General features: G+C 62.6%; 17 protein-coding genes. 9 read left to right on the forward strand and 8 right to left on the reverse strand.

What is annotated here, in order from left to right; all coding sequences use genetic code 11:
* Positions 1–144 precede the first annotated feature (144 nt).
* Positions 145–1,053 (reverse strand): methyltransferase domain-containing protein, encoded by a 909-nt coding sequence (locus tag D1227_RS02280; protein ID WP_119403633.1) that lies wholly within the window; start codon positions 1,051–1,053, stop codon positions 145–147.
* Here D1227_RS02280 and D1227_RS02285 point away from each other — a divergent pair.
* The 4 genes from D1227_RS02285 to D1227_RS02300 all read left to right on the forward strand — a co-directional run bounded on the left by D1227_RS02285 (position 1,052) and on the right by D1227_RS02300 (position 2,966).
* Positions 1,052–1,822 (forward strand): ComF family protein, encoded by a 771-nt coding sequence (locus tag D1227_RS02285; RefSeq protein WP_119375587.1) that lies wholly within the window; start codon positions 1,052–1,054, stop codon positions 1,820–1,822. The genes D1227_RS02280 and D1227_RS02285 overlap by 2 nt on opposite strands.
* Before the next feature lie 31 nt (positions 1,823–1,853).
* The gene (gene grxC, locus D1227_RS02290) at positions 1,854–2,114 is read left to right on the forward strand and encodes a glutaredoxin 3 (protein WP_119403634.1); all 261 of its coding nucleotides are present in this window, start codon (positions 1,854–1,856) and stop codon (positions 2,112–2,114) included.
* 15 nt (positions 2,115–2,129) lie between these two features.
* Positions 2,130–2,567 (forward strand): DUF1178 family protein, encoded by a 438-nt coding sequence (locus D1227_RS02295; RefSeq protein ID WP_119403635.1) that lies wholly within the window; start codon positions 2,130–2,132, stop codon positions 2,565–2,567.
* A 96-nt stretch (positions 2,568–2,663) separates the two neighbouring features.
* Entirely contained in the window at positions 2,664–2,966 is a 303-nt protein-coding gene (locus tag D1227_RS02300) for an aa3-type cytochrome c oxidase subunit IV (RefSeq protein WP_119375590.1), read from the forward strand.
* A 9-nt stretch (positions 2,967–2,975) separates the two neighbouring features.
* On the opposite strand, the gene D1227_RS02305 is transcribed toward D1227_RS02300, so the two are convergent.
* From D1227_RS02305 to D1227_RS02325, 5 genes are all read right to left on the reverse strand, one after another.
* Positions 2,976–4,142 carry an epoxide hydrolase family protein gene (locus D1227_RS02305; protein WP_119403636.1) on the reverse strand — a complete coding sequence of 389 codons (1,167 nt, stop codon included), beginning with the start codon at positions 4,140–4,142 and terminating at the stop codon, positions 2,976–2,978.
* 87 nt (positions 4,143–4,229) lie between these two features.
* Positions 4,230–4,403: a Flp family type IVb pilin gene (locus D1227_RS02310; RefSeq protein WP_119375592.1), complete on the reverse strand. Its 174-nt coding sequence runs from the start codon at positions 4,401–4,403 to the stop codon at positions 4,230–4,232.
* A gap of 8 nt (positions 4,404–4,411) precedes the next feature.
* On the reverse strand, positions 4,412–4,816 hold the full coding sequence (mutT, locus tag D1227_RS02315; protein ID WP_119375593.1) for an 8-oxo-dGTP diphosphatase MutT: 405 nt from the start codon (positions 4,814–4,816) through the stop codon (positions 4,412–4,414).
* Positions 4,813–6,063 (reverse strand): bifunctional glutamate N-acetyltransferase/amino-acid acetyltransferase ArgJ, encoded by a 1,251-nt coding sequence (argJ, locus tag D1227_RS02320; protein WP_119403637.1) that lies wholly within the window; start codon positions 6,061–6,063, stop codon positions 4,813–4,815. Before argJ ends, mutT begins: the two co-directional genes overlap by 4 nt.
* Positions 6,060–7,025 carry a peptidylprolyl isomerase gene (locus tag D1227_RS02325; RefSeq protein ID WP_119403638.1) on the reverse strand — a complete coding sequence of 322 codons (966 nt, stop codon included), beginning with the start codon at positions 7,023–7,025 and terminating at the stop codon, positions 6,060–6,062. Before D1227_RS02325 ends, argJ begins: the two co-directional genes overlap by 4 nt.
* Positions 7,026–7,216: 191 nt before the next feature.
* On the opposite strand from D1227_RS02325, the gene secA reads away from it, so the two are divergent.
* A complete protein-coding gene (gene secA, locus D1227_RS02330; RefSeq protein WP_119403639.1) occupies positions 7,217–9,991 on the forward strand; it encodes a preprotein translocase subunit SecA in 2,775 nt (924 codons plus the stop codon).
* Here the strand turns inward: secA and D1227_RS02335 are convergent.
* Positions 9,988–10,914, reverse strand: coding sequence for a GNAT family N-acetyltransferase (locus D1227_RS02335; protein WP_119375597.1), 927 nt, complete (start codon positions 10,912–10,914; stop codon positions 9,988–9,990). The genes secA and D1227_RS02335 overlap by 4 nt on opposite strands.
* Before the next feature lie 227 nt (positions 10,915–11,141).
* Between D1227_RS02335 and D1227_RS02340 the strand changes: the two genes are divergently transcribed.
* Genes D1227_RS02340 through zapE form a run of 3 tightly spaced genes read left to right on the forward strand, consistent with a single transcriptional unit; the run spans position 11,142 to position 13,408 of the window.
* The gene (locus D1227_RS02340; RefSeq protein ID WP_119375598.1) at positions 11,142–11,579 is read left to right on the forward strand and encodes a DNA-binding transcriptional response regulator; all 438 of its coding nucleotides are present in this window, start codon (positions 11,142–11,144) and stop codon (positions 11,577–11,579) included.
* A 59-nt stretch (positions 11,580–11,638) separates the two neighbouring features.
* Entirely contained in the window at positions 11,639–12,259 is a 621-nt protein-coding gene (locus D1227_RS02345) for a rhomboid family intramembrane serine protease (protein WP_119403640.1), read from the forward strand.
* A gap of 3 nt (positions 12,260–12,262) precedes the next feature.
* Positions 12,263–13,408: a cell division protein ZapE gene (gene zapE / locus D1227_RS02350; RefSeq protein WP_119403641.1), complete on the forward strand. Its 1,146-nt coding sequence runs from the start codon at positions 12,263–12,265 to the stop codon at positions 13,406–13,408.
* Positions 13,409–13,466: 58 nt separating this feature from the next.
* Here the strand turns inward: zapE and rpmE are convergent, their stop codons facing one another.
* The gene (gene rpmE, locus D1227_RS02355) at positions 13,467–13,685 is read right to left on the reverse strand and encodes a 50S ribosomal protein L31 (RefSeq protein WP_119375601.1); all 219 of its coding nucleotides are present in this window, start codon (positions 13,683–13,685) and stop codon (positions 13,467–13,469) included.
* A 133-nt stretch (positions 13,686–13,818) separates the two neighbouring features.
* On the opposite strand from rpmE, the gene D1227_RS02360 reads away from it, so the two are divergent.
* Complete coding sequence (locus tag D1227_RS02360) at positions 13,819–15,657, forward strand: ABC transporter transmembrane domain-containing protein (RefSeq protein WP_119403642.1); 1,839 nt, start codon at positions 13,819–13,821, stop codon at positions 15,655–15,657.

The raw sequence follows: 15,657 nt of genomic DNA on the forward strand, positions 1-15,657 counted from the left end.
AGAGCCCGCCGCGACTCTCGTGGCGGGCTTTTTCTTTGCTTGTCGGGCTGAGGGGGCCAGGAACAGACGGCAGCCATACCGGAATCAGACTGAAAATGTACTGGAATCGTACTGTTTTAAGACCGTCCGTCCCACAATCGCTCCTCAATCCTTCCGCGGGAAGTTCTTGACCGCATCCGCCAGGCTATGGCGCGCGCTTCCCGGGCGCAGGGGCTTGGGCTGGCTCTCATGTGGGGCCCAGCCGGACAGCCAGACAATGTTGAAGGTCGCCCTCAGGCGGCCATCCGGATCACTGTAGCGCTCGGCATAGAGCTCGCTCATCCGCATCAGCACGGCCGGTGACAGCGGCCGCCGCGGCCCCTTTTCGCCGGTCAGGAAGGCGGCCTGCTCACCCATCCCCTTGATATCACGCATCAATTTGAGCGGGTCGTCATAGCGCACCGTCACCGTGTCAATGTCCGCGACGGGCAGGGCAAAGCCAGCCCGCTGCATCAGGGCTGCCATGTCCTGCAGGCCCGGCAGCGGCGAAAGCCGCGCCGACGCGCCGCCATGGATCTCCGACTCAGCTTCGATCAGGCAGGCCCTGAGCTCGGCCAGCGTCCCGCCGGCAAACAGGCAGCCAAGGAACAGCCCGTCCGGCTTCAGCCCCTGCCGTATCCGCACCAGCATCCCCGGCAGATCATTCACCCAGTGCAGGCTGAGCACCGACGTCACAAGGTCATACCGCCCTGTTTCAAAAGCATCTTCTTCCTCGTCGAGTTGGAACGCCTCAAGGCCGTCGGCTTTCATCCTGGCGACAAATTCCGCCGAAGCATCCGCCGCGTCCACGGCTCCGACCCGGCCGGAGGCCCGCAGCTTCTGCGCGGCCCGGCCAACATGGGCGCCAAGGTCCAGCGCGCGCTCGAACGTCTTGGTCGTGTCCATCAGCCGTTCGACGAGCTGACTCGACTCCCGCTCCTTCAGGAAGGCATAGTCATCGTAACGGGCAGCCGCCCGGTCGCGGTGCAGACGCACCAGGTTTCGGTCGAACAGCTTGGGTGGGGCAGTGGCCATGGGGCTCGATATGGACCGGCTGAGCCGTTCAGCAAAGGCCGGATTGCGCTCACTCGGTGATTTCATCTGGCCGCCGCGCTCGCTGCTGACCGGCCAGAGCCATGTCGGGCCGGGCCTGATCCCGCCGGAAGACTTCGCGAAGCTCAGCTTCCTGAATGGCAGCGGCTGCCGCCTCTGCGCGATGCCAGCCGAGAGCGATCTCGGTGATGCGACGCTGTGCGGCGCCTGCGCGGCCAAGCCGCCACCGTGGCAGGCGGCCCGCGCGGCCCTCGAATATGACGATGCCTCACGCAAGGCCGTGCTGGACCTGAAGCGCGCGGGCCGGCGTGACGGCCTGCCTGTCTATGCCGCCTGGATGGCACTTTCGGCCGCCGACATCCTCCCGGCGGCCGACCTGATTGTTCCGGTACCGCTACACTACAGGCGCCTGGCCAGCCGCGGTTTCAACCAGTCCGGCTGGCTGGCGGCCGCCCTCTCACAGCGCACTGGCAAGCCCTTCGCGGCCGACGCGCTTGTCCGGCGCAGGCCAACCCCGACCCAAGGCGGTCTCACCGCCCGTGAGCGGCGCCGGAACGTGCGGGGCGCCTTCGCCGTGCGCCCGTCGCGCGCCGACCGGATCGAAGGAGCGCATGTGCTGCTGGTGGACGATGTCTACACGACCGGCGCAACCCTTTCGGCATGCACCCGTGCCCTGAAAAAGGGCAAGGCGGCCTCAGTCAGCGTGCTGGTGCTGGCGCGCGTTGTCAGGCCGACGGATGTCACCATATAGAGGGCTCAACAGGATATTTTCCGGAGCAGACATGCAAGAGGTCACCATCTACACACGCGCCTTCTGCCCCTTTTGCACAAGGGCCATCAGCCTGCTGAAGCAGAAGGGCGTCGACTTCAAAGAAATCGATGCCGGTATGGACCCTGACAAGAAGCAGGAAATGGTTTCGCGGGCGAATGGCGCGCGGACCTTCCCGCAGATCTTCGTCGGTGACACCCATATTGGCGGCTGCGACGAGATGATGGCCCTCGAACGCGCTGGCAAGCTCGATCCGATGATCGAGGCCGTCTGACGGGGAGCATAATCGATGATCCGCTATGCACTGGAATGCAGGGATTGCGAGGCCGGTTTCGAGGGCTGGTTTGCGTCTTCTGATGCCTTCGAGACACAGCGTGACAGGCATCTTATCACATGCCCGAACTGCGGCGGCGCCGACGTGCGCAAGCAGATCATGGCACCATCGGTGCGCCCTTCGGAAAAGTCTGGCGCCTCCGACCCGGAACGGGTGTTCGGCAAGCTCGCGGCAAAGGCGCGCCAGCACATCGCCGAGAATTATGACTATGTGGGCGACGGCTTCGCCGAGGAAGCACGCAGCATGTATTATGGCGAGCGCGACCACCGGCCGATCTGGGGCGAGACGACCGCGCAAGAACGCGAGGCGCTGCAGGAAGAAGGCGTGCCGGCCGCCCCGCTACCGCCCGCTTTCGTGCCGCCGCGCCAAGACGACAAGTCAAAACTCAACTAGGAACTGTCCAAACCGGACAGATGCGACGGCTTGGCCGCTTGACGGCGCGCGCATGCTCAATAAAAACGGCTTCGATTCAGGTACGGAGAGCGCCAGATGGCTTCGAGCGAATACACGCACGGCGAAATGAAGATCGACGCCCAGTCGAAAATGTATGACGGCTTCATGAAGGCCAGCGCCTGGGGCGCGCTGATCCTGCTGATTTCCGTTGGCTACATGGTCTTTACCCTGTCGATGGGCATCAACTGGCTGGTCTCGCTGGTTCTCTGCGCCGGCGCAGGTATCGCGATTGGCATGATCATGGGAATGGGCGGCGCCTGGATCGCAACGGTGGTTGCGCTGGCCGGCCTTGCCATCTTCATCCAGCTGCTGATCTTCCTGATCGGGCTGGTCGTCTAGCAAGCCCCCTCAAAGTGGCCGCGCCCACTTTCTGAGATCATCGACAAACATGTCTGGCACTTCCATCGCTGCGAAGTGCCCGCCTTTTGGCATGTCCGCCCAATGCTGGATATTGTAGGCCCGCTCGCACCAGCTGCGCGGCGGCATCAGCATGTAAGTGTCGCCGGGATAATTGGCGAAACCGGTCGGCACCTCGATGCGCTGGCCCTCAGGCAGTGTCCCGCCGCCCTCCAGGAAGAACGCCGCGTAGTACCAGACCGATGTCGCGATCGCATCATTCACCAGGTAGATCATCGCATTGGTGATGAGCTGGTCTTTCGAATAGACGCTGAAGAGATTGCCGTCGGGCACGTCCGACCAGCCGTGGAACTTCTCGATGATCCAGGCGGCGGTGCCGAGCGGTGAATCCATCAGCGCCATCGCCAGTGTCTGGGGCTTGGTCGCCTGCTCCATGAGGTAAGCGCCCTCGGCCTGCATGCTGGCCTGGCTTTTGGCGACCCATTCTTTCTCTGCGTCCGATTGCGGTGAGGCAGCGGCCGGGCGCAGGCCCATCATGTTGAGATGGATTGCCCGGCAGCCGCCTTGCGGCGCACTCGCCGGATGCTCGAATCCGAGCCATGAGGTGACCAGGCTGCCCCAGTCGCCGCCCTGCGCAAGATAGGTCTCGTAGCCCAGCACCTCACGCATCAGCGTGTTGAACAGGTTCGCCGTCTTTCGCTGGCCGATGGGTGCTGTGGGCTTTCCGGAAAAGCCGTAGCCCGGCAATGAAGGGATGACGAGGTCGAAGGCATCGGCGACGGAGCCGCCATGCTGCGAGGGGAAAGCGAGCGGGCCGATGGCGTCATAGAATTCGAAGAAGGAACCCGGCCAGCCATGGGTCATCAGAAGCGGCCGCTTGCCTTCAGCTTCACCGACAATGTGCAGGAAGTGGATATCGAGCCCGTCAATCTCCGCCTTGAAGTGTGGGTAGCGGTTAAGCTCGGCTTCGGCCGCCCGCCAGTCATAGCGGTCCAGCCAGTGCGCCTGGATATCCTTCATCACATCGGCTGACATACCAAATTGCCATGGGCCGCCCGCCGCCGGCGCGGGAAACCAGCGATAGGTAGCAATCCGCTCGCGGATGCGCTTGAGCGTCTCGTCTGCAATGTCGATTTTGAAAGGCCGTGCTTCGCCCATCCTGTCCTCCCGGTGTCTTGCTACCGGCAGAAAGGCAGGCCCGCCTCAGGGCGTCAATGTCGCGTTGGGGAAAGTCCCGACCGAATCCTAGGCGTCAGGGAAACCTTCATTCACAGAATTGAAGTGTCCGGAAGTCGTGTCGCCAATGGCCGCAATGCCGCCGACAACCGCGAGCGCGAGAAGGCCGATCAGCAGCGTGTACTCAACGGCGCTTGCGCCGCTGTCGCTCCGCCGGAACTTGCTGATGAGACGCTGGACCATGCCGCCCCCTAAAAACGCTCTGACAAAGCCTCGAAAAGCGGGATGTCCGCTGGCGGGGCCGGATAAGTCTTCAGGTCGGTGGGCTTGACCCACTCGATGGCCTGGCCTTCGAGCGGAACAGGTTCGCCTTTCCAAACCCTGAGTATATACAATGGCATGAACAGGTGAAATTTCGGATAATCGAAACTGGCAAAGTTGAAGGATTGCAGATCACCCGGCGCTGCCTCAACCTGTAGCTCTTCCTTCAGTTCGCGGCAGAGCGCCGCTTCTGGCGTTTCGCCGGATTCCACCTTTCCACCGGGAAACTCCCAAAGACCGGCCATCGATTTACCCTCGGGGCGACGGGCCAGCAGGACCCGGTCCTGCGCATCCATGAGCGCTGCAGCCACGACGAAAACCAGAGGTTTTGTCATGTCCGGTAGGCGCCGTTTATGTCGACATAGGCGTGTGTGAGATCGCACGTCCAGACCGTCCAGGCAGCATCCCCGGCGGCGACATCGACGCGGACCGATATGTGGTCTCCGGCAAAGTGCGCGCTGGCTCTTGCCTCGTCATAGCCGGGCGAACGCATACCGCCCTCGGCGACTAGATGGTCCCCGAACCAGATACGCATCTCATCCTTGGAGATCGGCTCCAGCGACTTGCCGACCGCCATGACGATCCGGCCCCAATTGGCATCGCCCGCTGCCATCGCGGTCTTGATCAGCGGCGAGTTCGCGATGTGCATCCCGATCGTCTTTGCGGACGCCTCGCTGACGGCACCTTCGATACGGATCTCGACGAATTTCGAGGCCCCCTCCCCATCCTTCACCAGTTGGTGGGCAAGGTCGCGGAACGTCTCGTCGATCAGCGCGCGAAAGGCTTCCAGCCGCGGATCGTCGGCCGATTCGATGAGCGGCGCGCCGGACCCGCCTGTCGCAAACAGCATGCAGCTGTCCGATGTCGATGTATCGCCATCGACCGTGACCGAATTGAGCGACCGGTCCACCGAGCCGCGCAACAGCGTATCCAGCACTTCGGGCGTCAAGGCGGCGTCGGTGAAGACGTAGCAGAGCATCGTCGCCATGTTCGGCATGATCATGCCCGAGCCCTTGAGAATGCCGGCAACAGACACCTCGACCCCGTCGATCTCGCAACTGCCGCCGGAGGCTTTCGGGAATGTGTCGGTGGTCATGAAGGCGCGGGTGCACGCTTCCCAGTCCGGCGGCGCCAGCCGGCCCGACAGGTCCGGCAGCATCTGGCCCATATAGTTCGGGTCCGGCAGCGGCTCGCCGATCACGCCCGTCGCTGCCAGGAAGCACTCCTCGCGCGGAACACCCAGGGTCTCGACCATCGCCTTCAGCGTCGCATCGTTCTTGAGCACACCGGCCTTGCCAGTGAAGGCGTTGGAATTGCCGGCATTCACGACAAGCGCCCTCGCCTTCCCCTTTCCCGCCTTGAGCGCCACACGGCACCAGTCGACATCCGCCGAAGCCGTGTGCGAGCGCGTGAAAACCCCGGCCGTGCTTGTGCCGTCCGGCAGGACGAACAGGAAGACATCGTCGCGCTCGACACCGCGCCTGGCGTAAAATCCCCGGGACGCGGTCGCCGCGAGCACGCCTTTGACGGCCGGCAGCGTGGGAAACGCCGCCGGGGCGAAGGGAGACGGTTTCAGCTTCATTGAATCGGTTCGTCCTCGGCACTTTCAGATGGGGCCGGGTCTTCGCTGCTGGCGTCCGGCTCGTCCAGCAGCTCGGTTGGGTCCGGCTCTTCCAGGTAGGACAGGTCCGGCGGGCCGCCATCACGCTGCTGGATCGATGCGTCCGCGCGCAGCTGGCGCAGGATCTTGCTGATCTCCGTGAAGGTCAGATAGGTCACGATTTCCGGGCGCATCTCGTCCTTCGTCTTGGGCGGACGCGTGCGCCGCTCTTCGACCTTCAGGATATGCCAGCCCTGTTCGGACTCGAACGGCTCGGAAATCTCGCCGACGGGCGTGTCGGCGATCACCGATGGAAACGGATCGATCATCTCGTTCGGGGCGACCCAACCAAAAGAGCCGCCATCGAGGCGCGTGCGGGTGTCCTTGGAGTTTTCGAAGGCGAGCGTCGTGAAATCGGCGCCGCCACGGGCCTTGCGCAGGACCTCTTCGGCCACTTCCTGCGTCTCGACGAGGATATGGCGGATGCGCACCTCGTCATCGAGCTGCTGCAGCTTGACCTGCTCGTCATACATCTTGTCGATGGCCGCCTCAGTGACTTCGGTCGAAACGAGGTTCTCCATCAGGAAATTGCCCAGCAGGCGCTCGCGGGCCGTCTCCAGCCGGCGCTGGGCCTGGGGGGACCGGTCGAGACCGCGGCGCACCGCTTCCTGGGCCAGCAGGCGCTGGTCGATCAGTTGCTCAAGCACGGTCTGGTATTCGGTATGGTCAGGGCCGAAGGACTCGCCGGCTTCGATGCGCCCCTGGGCGACGGCTTCAAGCTCAACGTCCGAGATATAGATCGGCTCTCCGTTCACGACAGCTGCTGTTGAGGCGTCGAAACCGACCTGCCTGTCGCGGACTGGCGTGCCGACAGGATCGCATCCGGTCAGAGCCAGCATGCCGCTGAGCGCGGCGCCCAGAATGAAGTAACGGGAGGATTTCATGCAAATTCCCAATGTTGATGCTGCAGCCGCCTGCATTGACACCCCCTGAGCGGCTTCTTAAGTCTCCGGCGGCGACTGGTCGAGAGGTTAGTTTGCCCGGCGCGCACGCGAAGCTAGTGTGCACCTTCTGTCAATCACTTGAAGGCAGGAGGGCCTAACCAAGTCAACAGCGCAGTTTGGTACCCGGTTCAATGCTTTCAGTTGCCCGTAAACTCTTCGGTTCTTCCAATGACAGGAAAATCAAGCCGATGCGCAAGCGTGTTGAGAAGATCAACGCGCTTGAGCCACAAATGGAGGCACTTTCCGACGAGGAATTAAGGGCCAAAACCACAGAATTTCGAGAGCGTCTCGAGCAGGGCGCGAAGCTCGACGACTTGCTTGAGGAAGCCTTTGCAGTGGTCCGCGAGGGCTCGAAACGTTCGCTCGGCATGCGACATTTCGACGTCCAGCTGATCGGCGGCATGGTCCTGCACGAGGGCGCGATTGCGGAAATGCGCACCGGTGAGGGCAAAACGCTGGTGGCCACGCTCGCTGTTTACCTCAATGCGCTCGCCGGCAAGGGCGTCCACGTCATCACCGTCAACGATTACCTCGCCAGCCGCGACGCGGAATGGATGGGCAAGCTGTACGGTTTCCTTGGCCTGACGACCGGTACGATCGTGCACGGCCTCGACGACCAGCAGCGCAAGGCGGCCTATGCCTGCGATATTACCTACGGCACGAACAACGAGTTCGGCTTCGACTATCTGCGCGACAATATGAAATATTCGATCGAGCAGATGGCGCAGCGCGGCCATGCTTATGCGATTGTCGACGAGGTCGACTCGATCCTGATCGATGAAGCGCGCACGCCTCTGATCATTTCCGGTCCGACCGACGACCGCTCCGACCTCTACCGGACCATCGACAAGTTGATCCCGCAGCTCGACGACGAGACTGATATCGAACTCGACGAAAAGCAGCGCTCGGTGATGTACACCGAGGACGGCATGGAGAAGATGGAGCGGATGCTCGAGGAAGCAGGCCTGCTGGAAGGCTCGCTCTGGGATCCGCACAACATCACCATCGTTCACCACGCCAACCAGGCGCTCCGGGCCCACAAGCTCTTCTTCAAGGACAAGCACTACCTGATGAAGGATGACCAGGTGATGCTGGTCGACGAGTTTACAGGCCGCATGATGGAAGGCCGCCGCCTGTCGGAAGGCCTTCACCAGGCGATCGAGGCCAAGGAAGGCGTCGATATCAAGCCCGAAAACCAGACGCTCGCCTCGATTACGTTCCAGAACTATTTCCGCCTCTATGAAAAGCTGGCCGGCATGACCGGTACGGCCATTACAGAGGCTGACGAATTTGCCGACATCTACAAACTCGAAGTCTTCCAGCTGCCGACCAACAAGCCGGTCCAGCGGATCGACGAGGACGATGTCGTCTATCGGATCGCCAAGGCGAAGTACCAGGAAATCATCAAGGAAGTCCGCGATGCGCGCGCCAAGGGCCAGCCGGTCCTGCTCGGCACCGCCTCGATCGAGAAATCCGAGATCATCTCGACGCTGCTGACCCAGGCCAAGATTCCGCACAATGTGCTGAACGCCCGCCACCACGAGCACGAAGCCGAGATCATCGCAGAAGCTGGCCTGCCCGGCGCTGTCACGGTGGCCACCAACATGGCTGGCCGCGGCACCGACATCCAGCTTGGCGGCAACTTCGAAATGCGCATGTGGAAGGCCGAGGATGAATTCCAGTCCAAGCACGGCCGCGAGCCGACCGAGGAAGAGCGCGCGCAGATGGAAGCCGAGATCAAGGCGTCCATTGAAGTCGGCAAGAAGGAAGCCCTCGCCGCGGGCGGTCTCTTCGTCATCGGCACCGAGCGCCACGAAAGCCGGCGCATCGACAACCAGCTACGCGGCCGGACAGGCCGCCAGGGTGACCCGGGCAAGTCGAAATTCTTCATCTCCGTTGAAGACGATCTGATGCGGGTTTTCGCTGCCGACCGCCTCAACTCGATCATGAAGAGCCTCGGCATCAAGGAAGACGAGGGCATCACGCACCCCTGGATGAACAAGGCGATCGAGACGTCCCAGAAGAAGATCGAGCAGCGCAACTTCGAGATCCGCAAGAACGTCCTGAAGTATGACGATGTCATCAATGACCAGCGCAAGGCGATGTTCGAGCAGCGCCGCGACTTCATGGTGGCCGAGAACGTCACCGACGTTGTCACCGACATGCGCCACGATGTGATTGATGGCTGGGTTGCCCGCGCCATGCCGCCCAAGGCCTTTGCCGAGCAATGGGACGTCGACGGGCTCACCGAGACGCTGAAGAACGAGCTCGACCTCGACCTGCCGATCGCGAAATGGGCCGCCGAGGAAGGCGTTGCCAATGAAGAGATCGCCGAGCGTATCCGCGTCGCCTCCGACCAGCATTTCGAACAGAAGGTCGAACAGGCCGGCGCCAAGCAGATCAAGATGGTGGAAAAGCAGGTCCTGCTCCAGGTCCTCGACCAGCGCTGGCGCCAGCACCTGCAACAGATCGACCAGCTGCGGTCTGTCATCCACCTGCGCTCCTACGGCCAGCGCGACCCGCTGAACGAGTTCAAGGAAGAAGCCTTCAAGCTGTTCAACGACCTGCTCGACACGATGCGTGTCGAAGTGTCCCGCATCCTGATGAATATCCGCATTGCTCCGCCGCCGACTGACGAGCAGCGCGCGCAACTGGCTGCCGCCCGAGAGCAGCTCCTGAATCGCGAAGGCGTGCGGGAAACACACCTCGATCCCGACACCGGCGACAATGAGATGACCCCGGATGTCGTGGAAGGGCCGAACGACCCGCATGCTGGCCCACCGCTGCACCAGGCCGAGGCCGACTGGTCGAAAACGCCGCGCAATGCGCCCTGTCCTTGCGGTTCAGGCAAAAAGTACAAGCATTGCCATGGCTCGCTTACAGGCGCCGACCAGCAGCGCCTCTAGGCTGGCGGTACGGCTGTCGCAGCCGGGCGCGTTGGCATGAAGTCCAGGTCTGGCGTCTCCCCCAGCGCATAAGCGACGTGCTCCTGCAGGAGTTCCGTCACGATGGTGGCATCACCGGATAGACGCTCGGGCGGGATGATGGGGCCGAACGCCATGTCGAATTCGGCACGTTTCTTGTTCAGCAATTCATGGAAGAGCGTAATATCGCGCAGCTCGCCATTGATCTGGCTGAGCTTGTAGAACAGCCAGGAATTGGCCGCCTCGATATGCAGCGGCAGAATCGGCGCCTTCTGCTTGCGCGCCAGGCTCACCACGGTCGGGAACCATTCCTGCTCGGTCAGTTCACCATCAATCTTCTTGGCGAGCTTGCCCGAAGGAAAGATGACGATGCATTTTTCCTGTTCGAAGGCTTCGGCCGCCATGCGCAGCGTCTCGCGCGTCTTGGCCGGTGTGCGCTTGCTCGCAACCCATTCGATCGGGATCATGACGTCGGTGAAAGCCGGATTGACGCGCAGCGCATCGGCATTGGCGAAGAACACGACGTCCTCGCGCTTGCGCACAATCGCATCCCAGACAGCGACCCCGTCGGCCAGGCCCGTGGGGTGATTCGCGGCGATGACGACGCGGCCTTTTTCCGGGAGCCGGTCGAGATGGCGCAGATCGAGGCTGACATTCAGCTGCTGCGACAGATATTCAAACGATTGGCGCCCGGACAGCGTCATCAACGTATCGGCCATGCGCCGCGCTTTTCGGTAGCCGAGCGCCGAATACAGGACCGGCCGCACGATGGGCCAGCTCCAGTGGCCGGCAAAGCTCGGGCAGCGCTCCTCGATCAGCGTATCGACAATATGCTGATCAGGCTCGTCCAGGTCTTTCAGGAAAGCCGACGCGGTGGAATTTTTTTTGAGAATTTCTTCCGTCATCTCACGTGCTCAGCGGGCTGCAAAACCACGCCACATCTCCCTCAAACCCTTACTCTAACACAGTTTCCGGGCCCTGCACCGCCCCTCTAGCGGTCATGCAAGACTTTGAATTGTAAACATTTCAGCAAGTTTCGCTTTACCAACCCGTAATGCGTAGCTGCCAGTCTGTTCACAACTGAGGGGGAGCGCTGATGGTGCTCCGGAGTTGCTTGAACAGGGTAGAGTCAATGAAAGTTCTTTGGATTGAAGATCAGGAGCCGGTCCGGGACATGCTGAACATCGCGGCTGACAAGGCTGCGCGGGCGCGTGTCCAGATCGACCTGGTCCTGGCTCACACCCTGATGGAGGCCGAGCGCCGCCTGAGGCTTGAGCGATTCGATCTGGTGATCACCGAATTGACGCTGCCGGACAGCTATGATGGCGACATGACCATTGCGCGTATCGCGAATATGGGCGGTCACCGGATCGCTGTCTCCACAGCCAACCCCGACCGCGACAAGATTGTCGAGACGGCTGTGCGCTGCGGCTGCAATATCGCCCCGCAACCGGTCTTCAAGGCGGGTCTGCCCTATAACCGGTTCATCCAGCGGCCGGAAGCGATGCTCGATTTCATGTTCGACCTGATGGAGAATGCAGGCGCGCAATCCTCGCGCACGGCCGCCTGAGACAGCGCACCACACAAAAACTCCATGCGTTTCAGGACTGCTTGAGCTAGGCAGAAGACATGGAGTCCTTATCGCTATTTCCGGCAACGCTGACGCTTATCGCGGCGAATGTGCTGGCCAGCCTCTATGCGTGGCTGAACCCGGCTTTCCTGATGGCGAATGTGTTCGATATTGCGGCGATCCGTGAGAAGCGCGAATGGCACAGGCTCGTGACGTCCGGCTTCCTGCACCTGAACACCTTCCACCTCTTCATCAACATGTTCGTGCTGTTCCAGTTCGGCGCTGTTGTTGAAACCACGATCGGGACGGCGGGCTTCCTCATCGTCTACGCCGCCTCGCTGCTGGGCGGGAATCTCTGGGCGCTGCTGGAGAATTTCCGGACGCCCACCTATCGGGCCCTCGGCGCCTCGGGCGCGGTATCAGGTGTCGTTTTCTCTTTCTGCCTGTTTGCGCCGCTGACCCTGCTCTGGATCTTTTTCATCCTGCCGCTTCCGGCATTCGTCTTCGCCGTCTTGTTCATCGTGATCAGCACCATACTGGCGCAGCGCGAGAACCGCATGTTCGGGCATGAAGCGCATATTGGCGGCGCGCTGGCCGGCGTCCTCGCAACCATCGCCGTCGAGCCGGCATCGCTGTCCTATTTCGCCAGCCAGGTCTCGTCTTTCTTTGGAGGAGGCTGAGCCATGAGTGTTGAAGACGCCTATCGCCAGCGCGCGAAGGCCGGCCAGCTCAGCGAAGACCCGGCCCAGCTCGCCGCTGCCCGCCAGCTGGACGGCGTGCTCGACCGCATCCGCAATGCGCCATCCGGCGGCCTTTTCCGCAAGCCTCCGCACATTCGCGGCCTGTACCTCTGGGGCGGTGTCGGCCGCGGAAAATCAATGCTGATGGACCTGTTCCATGAACTGGCCCCCGTTGCATCCAAGCGCGTCCACTTCCACGAATTCATGGGCCGGGTGCATGACGAGATGAACGCCTGGCGCGAAATGGACGAGGGCGAGCGCCGCCGAGCCGCTCACCGGGTGAAAGGTGCCGGCAGCGACCCGATCCCGCCAGTGGCGAAATTGATCGCGTCCGAGGCGAAACTGCTCTGCTTCGACGAGTTCCAGGTCACCCAGATTGCCGATGCCATGATCCTCGGGCGCCTGTTCGAGCACCTGTTCGAGGATCGCGTCACCGTCGTCGCGACCTCGAACCGCCATCCGGACGATCTCTACAAGGATGGGCTCAACCGCCAGCTCTTCCTGCCCTTCATCGAGATGATCAAGGCACAGTGCGAAGTCTTCGAGCTGTCGTCGGAACGCGACTACCGGCTTGAACGCCTCACCGAGGCGCCTGTCTGGCACGTCCTGACGGGTGACGATGGCGAAGCCCGGCTCGATGAGGCCTTTGACCGGCTGACGCTGGGCGCGCATCCAAACCAGTGCTTCCTGCATGTGAAGGGGCGCAAGATCCTGGTGCCCAAGGAAGCGGCCGGCGTCGCGCGCTTCACCTTCTCAGAGCTGTGCGAGAAGCCACTCGGCGCGCGTGACTATCTCGCCGTCGCGGCCAATTTCCACACCGTCCTGCTCGGCGGCGTGCCCACGCTGTCACCGGACAAGCGCAATGAGGCCGCCCGCTTCGTCGCCCTGATCGATGCGCTTTATGAGGCCCGCGTCAAACTTGTTGCCACGGCAGCGGCAGAGCCCGACGATCTCTACCCATCCGGCGATGGCAGTTTCGAATTCCAGCGCACGGCCAGCCGCCTGCATGAAATGCGTTCGGAGGAATATCTGGCGCTCGAACATCGCGTGCCCCCGCGTGCGGAGGACCTGGAGCGAGACGCCAAATAAAAACCCCCGCCGGCGGGCAGGGGTTTTCAGAAACACAGTGTGTTCGGAACGCGCGCGACTAGACGCCGAAGCCCTTGAACTTGTCCTTGAAGCGCGACACGCGGCCACCGCGGTCGATGTTCTGCTGGCCGCCGGTCCAGGCCGGGTGGACCTTCGGGTCGATGTCCAGCACGAGGCGGTCACCTTCCTTGCCGTAGGTCGAACGGGTCTGGTACTCGGTTCCATCAGTCATGACGACAGTGATGAAGTGATAGTCGGGATGGCCTTCGGCTTTCATCGTCTCTAGTCCTTCGCGTCAGCGGCCAATCGCGTTACCTGCGCGCATTGGCCTCTGTGAAATTCGGAAAGCGGCGTCATAAGGGAAAGTCGCCACGCCTGCAAGGGGCTGACGGCAAGCAAGGTGTAATGGAATGAGCGAGACGAGCGACAGCGTAACCGAAGACCGCCGGGAAACGGCGTCCGATGACGCGATCAAGAACCGCCCGAAGGCCCGCAGCATCAAGCCGCTGGCCCTGCTCTGGCCATATGTAAAGCGCCATATCGGACTGGTCCTCATTGCCCTGGTCTTCCTTGTCGTGGCGACCATGGCATCGCTCGCCATCCCCTTCCTGTTCGGTGAAGCTGTCGATGCAGGCCGGGGCGGCGCAAGCGGCGCAGAACTGCTGGCGACGATCGACCGCTATTTTCTCTATGTCCTCGCCGCGGCGGTAGCGATGGGCGTGCTGAGCGCGCTGCGCTTCTACTTCGTTTCCCGTTTCGGCGAACGGGTTGCCGCCGACCTGCGGACCGATCTCTATGCCAAGCTGCTCAGCCTGTCGCCGCGCTTTCATTCATCGATCCGCTCCGGCGAGGCGGTCTCGCGGCTGACAGCGGACGTCTCCCTGATCGAGACCTTCCTTGGCTCATCGGCCTCGCTGGCCTCGCGCACGCTGCTGTCGACGACCGGTGCCATCATCATGATGCTGGTCACGAACTGGCAGCTCGGTGGCACGCTGCTCCTGATGATCCCGCTGGCCATGCTGCCTGTCCTCGTGATCGGGCGCATCATCCGGGGCGCCTCGAGCAAGGCGCAATCGCGGCTGGCCGAAGCCGGGGCCGATGCGAGCGAAGCGCTGGATGCGATCGAACTGGTTCAGGCCTATGGGCAGGAAGAACGCCGGCGCCTGTCCTTCACGGCCGCCGCAGAAGCCGTCTTCAAGGCCGGGCTGAAGCGCATCACCGCGCGCGCCTTCATGATCCTGGCGGTCTCGATCATGCTGCTGGGCGGTATGGTGGGCATCCTCTGGCTCGGCGCCCGCGCTGTGGCGAATGAGACCATGACACCGGGTGAGCTGACGCAGATGATCCTCTACGCCTTCTATGCCGGCTCGGGTTTCGGCATGCTGGCCGAGGTCTGGGGCGAGGTGATGCGCGCAGCCGGCGCCTCGGACAGGGCAAGCGAAATCCTGAAGGAAACGCCCGACATCCGCGCGCCGGAACAGTCTGCCCCGCTCGCCAGCCCGTCCACAGGCCATCTCGTCTTCGACAAGGTCGGCTTTGCCTATGACACGGGCGACCTGCCGGCGCTGAAAGACTTCTCGCTGGACATTGAGCCCGGTGAATTCGTGGCGCTGGTCGGCCCGTCGGGCGCTGGCAAGTCGACGGTCTTCCGGCTGGCCCTGCGCCTGTTCGACCCGCAGTCGGGGCGTATCCTTGTCGATGGCGTCGCCGCTGCCAGCATCGACCCCGCCCTCTGGCGGAGCCTCTTTGCCTACGCCCCACAGGAATCGGCCCTCTTCACCGGTACGGCGCGTGAGAACATCGCCTTCGGGTCGGTCGGCCCGGTCAGCGACGAAAAGCTGGTCAAGGCTGCGAAGATGGCTGAGGCGTGGAGCTTCCTGGAGGAGAAAGGCGGCCTCGACGCACATATCGGCCAGAAAGGGCGCTCCTTGTCGGGCGGCCAGCGCCAGCGCATCGCGCTTGCCCGCGCGCTGGTCCGCGAAGCGCCGATCCTGCTGCTGGATGAGGCCACCTCCGCCCTCGACAGCGAAAGCGAACGGCTGGTGCAGAAGGCCATCTCCACGGCAGCCGAAGGGCGCACGACGCTCGTCATCGCGCACCGCCTGTCGACTATCCGCCGGGCCGACCGGATCGTTGTCATGGACAAAGGCGCGATCGTCGAGCAGGGCACGCACGATGCGCTCGTCGCACAAGGCGGGCTCTATGCGCGGCTGGCCGAGATGCAGTTCGCCGCTCAGGCGGCGGAGTAG

Origin of the sequence: Henriciella mobilis (assembly GCF_003576315.1) — a bacterium.
Classification (GTDB): Bacteria; Pseudomonadota; Alphaproteobacteria; order Caulobacterales; family Hyphomonadaceae; genus Henriciella; species Henriciella mobilis.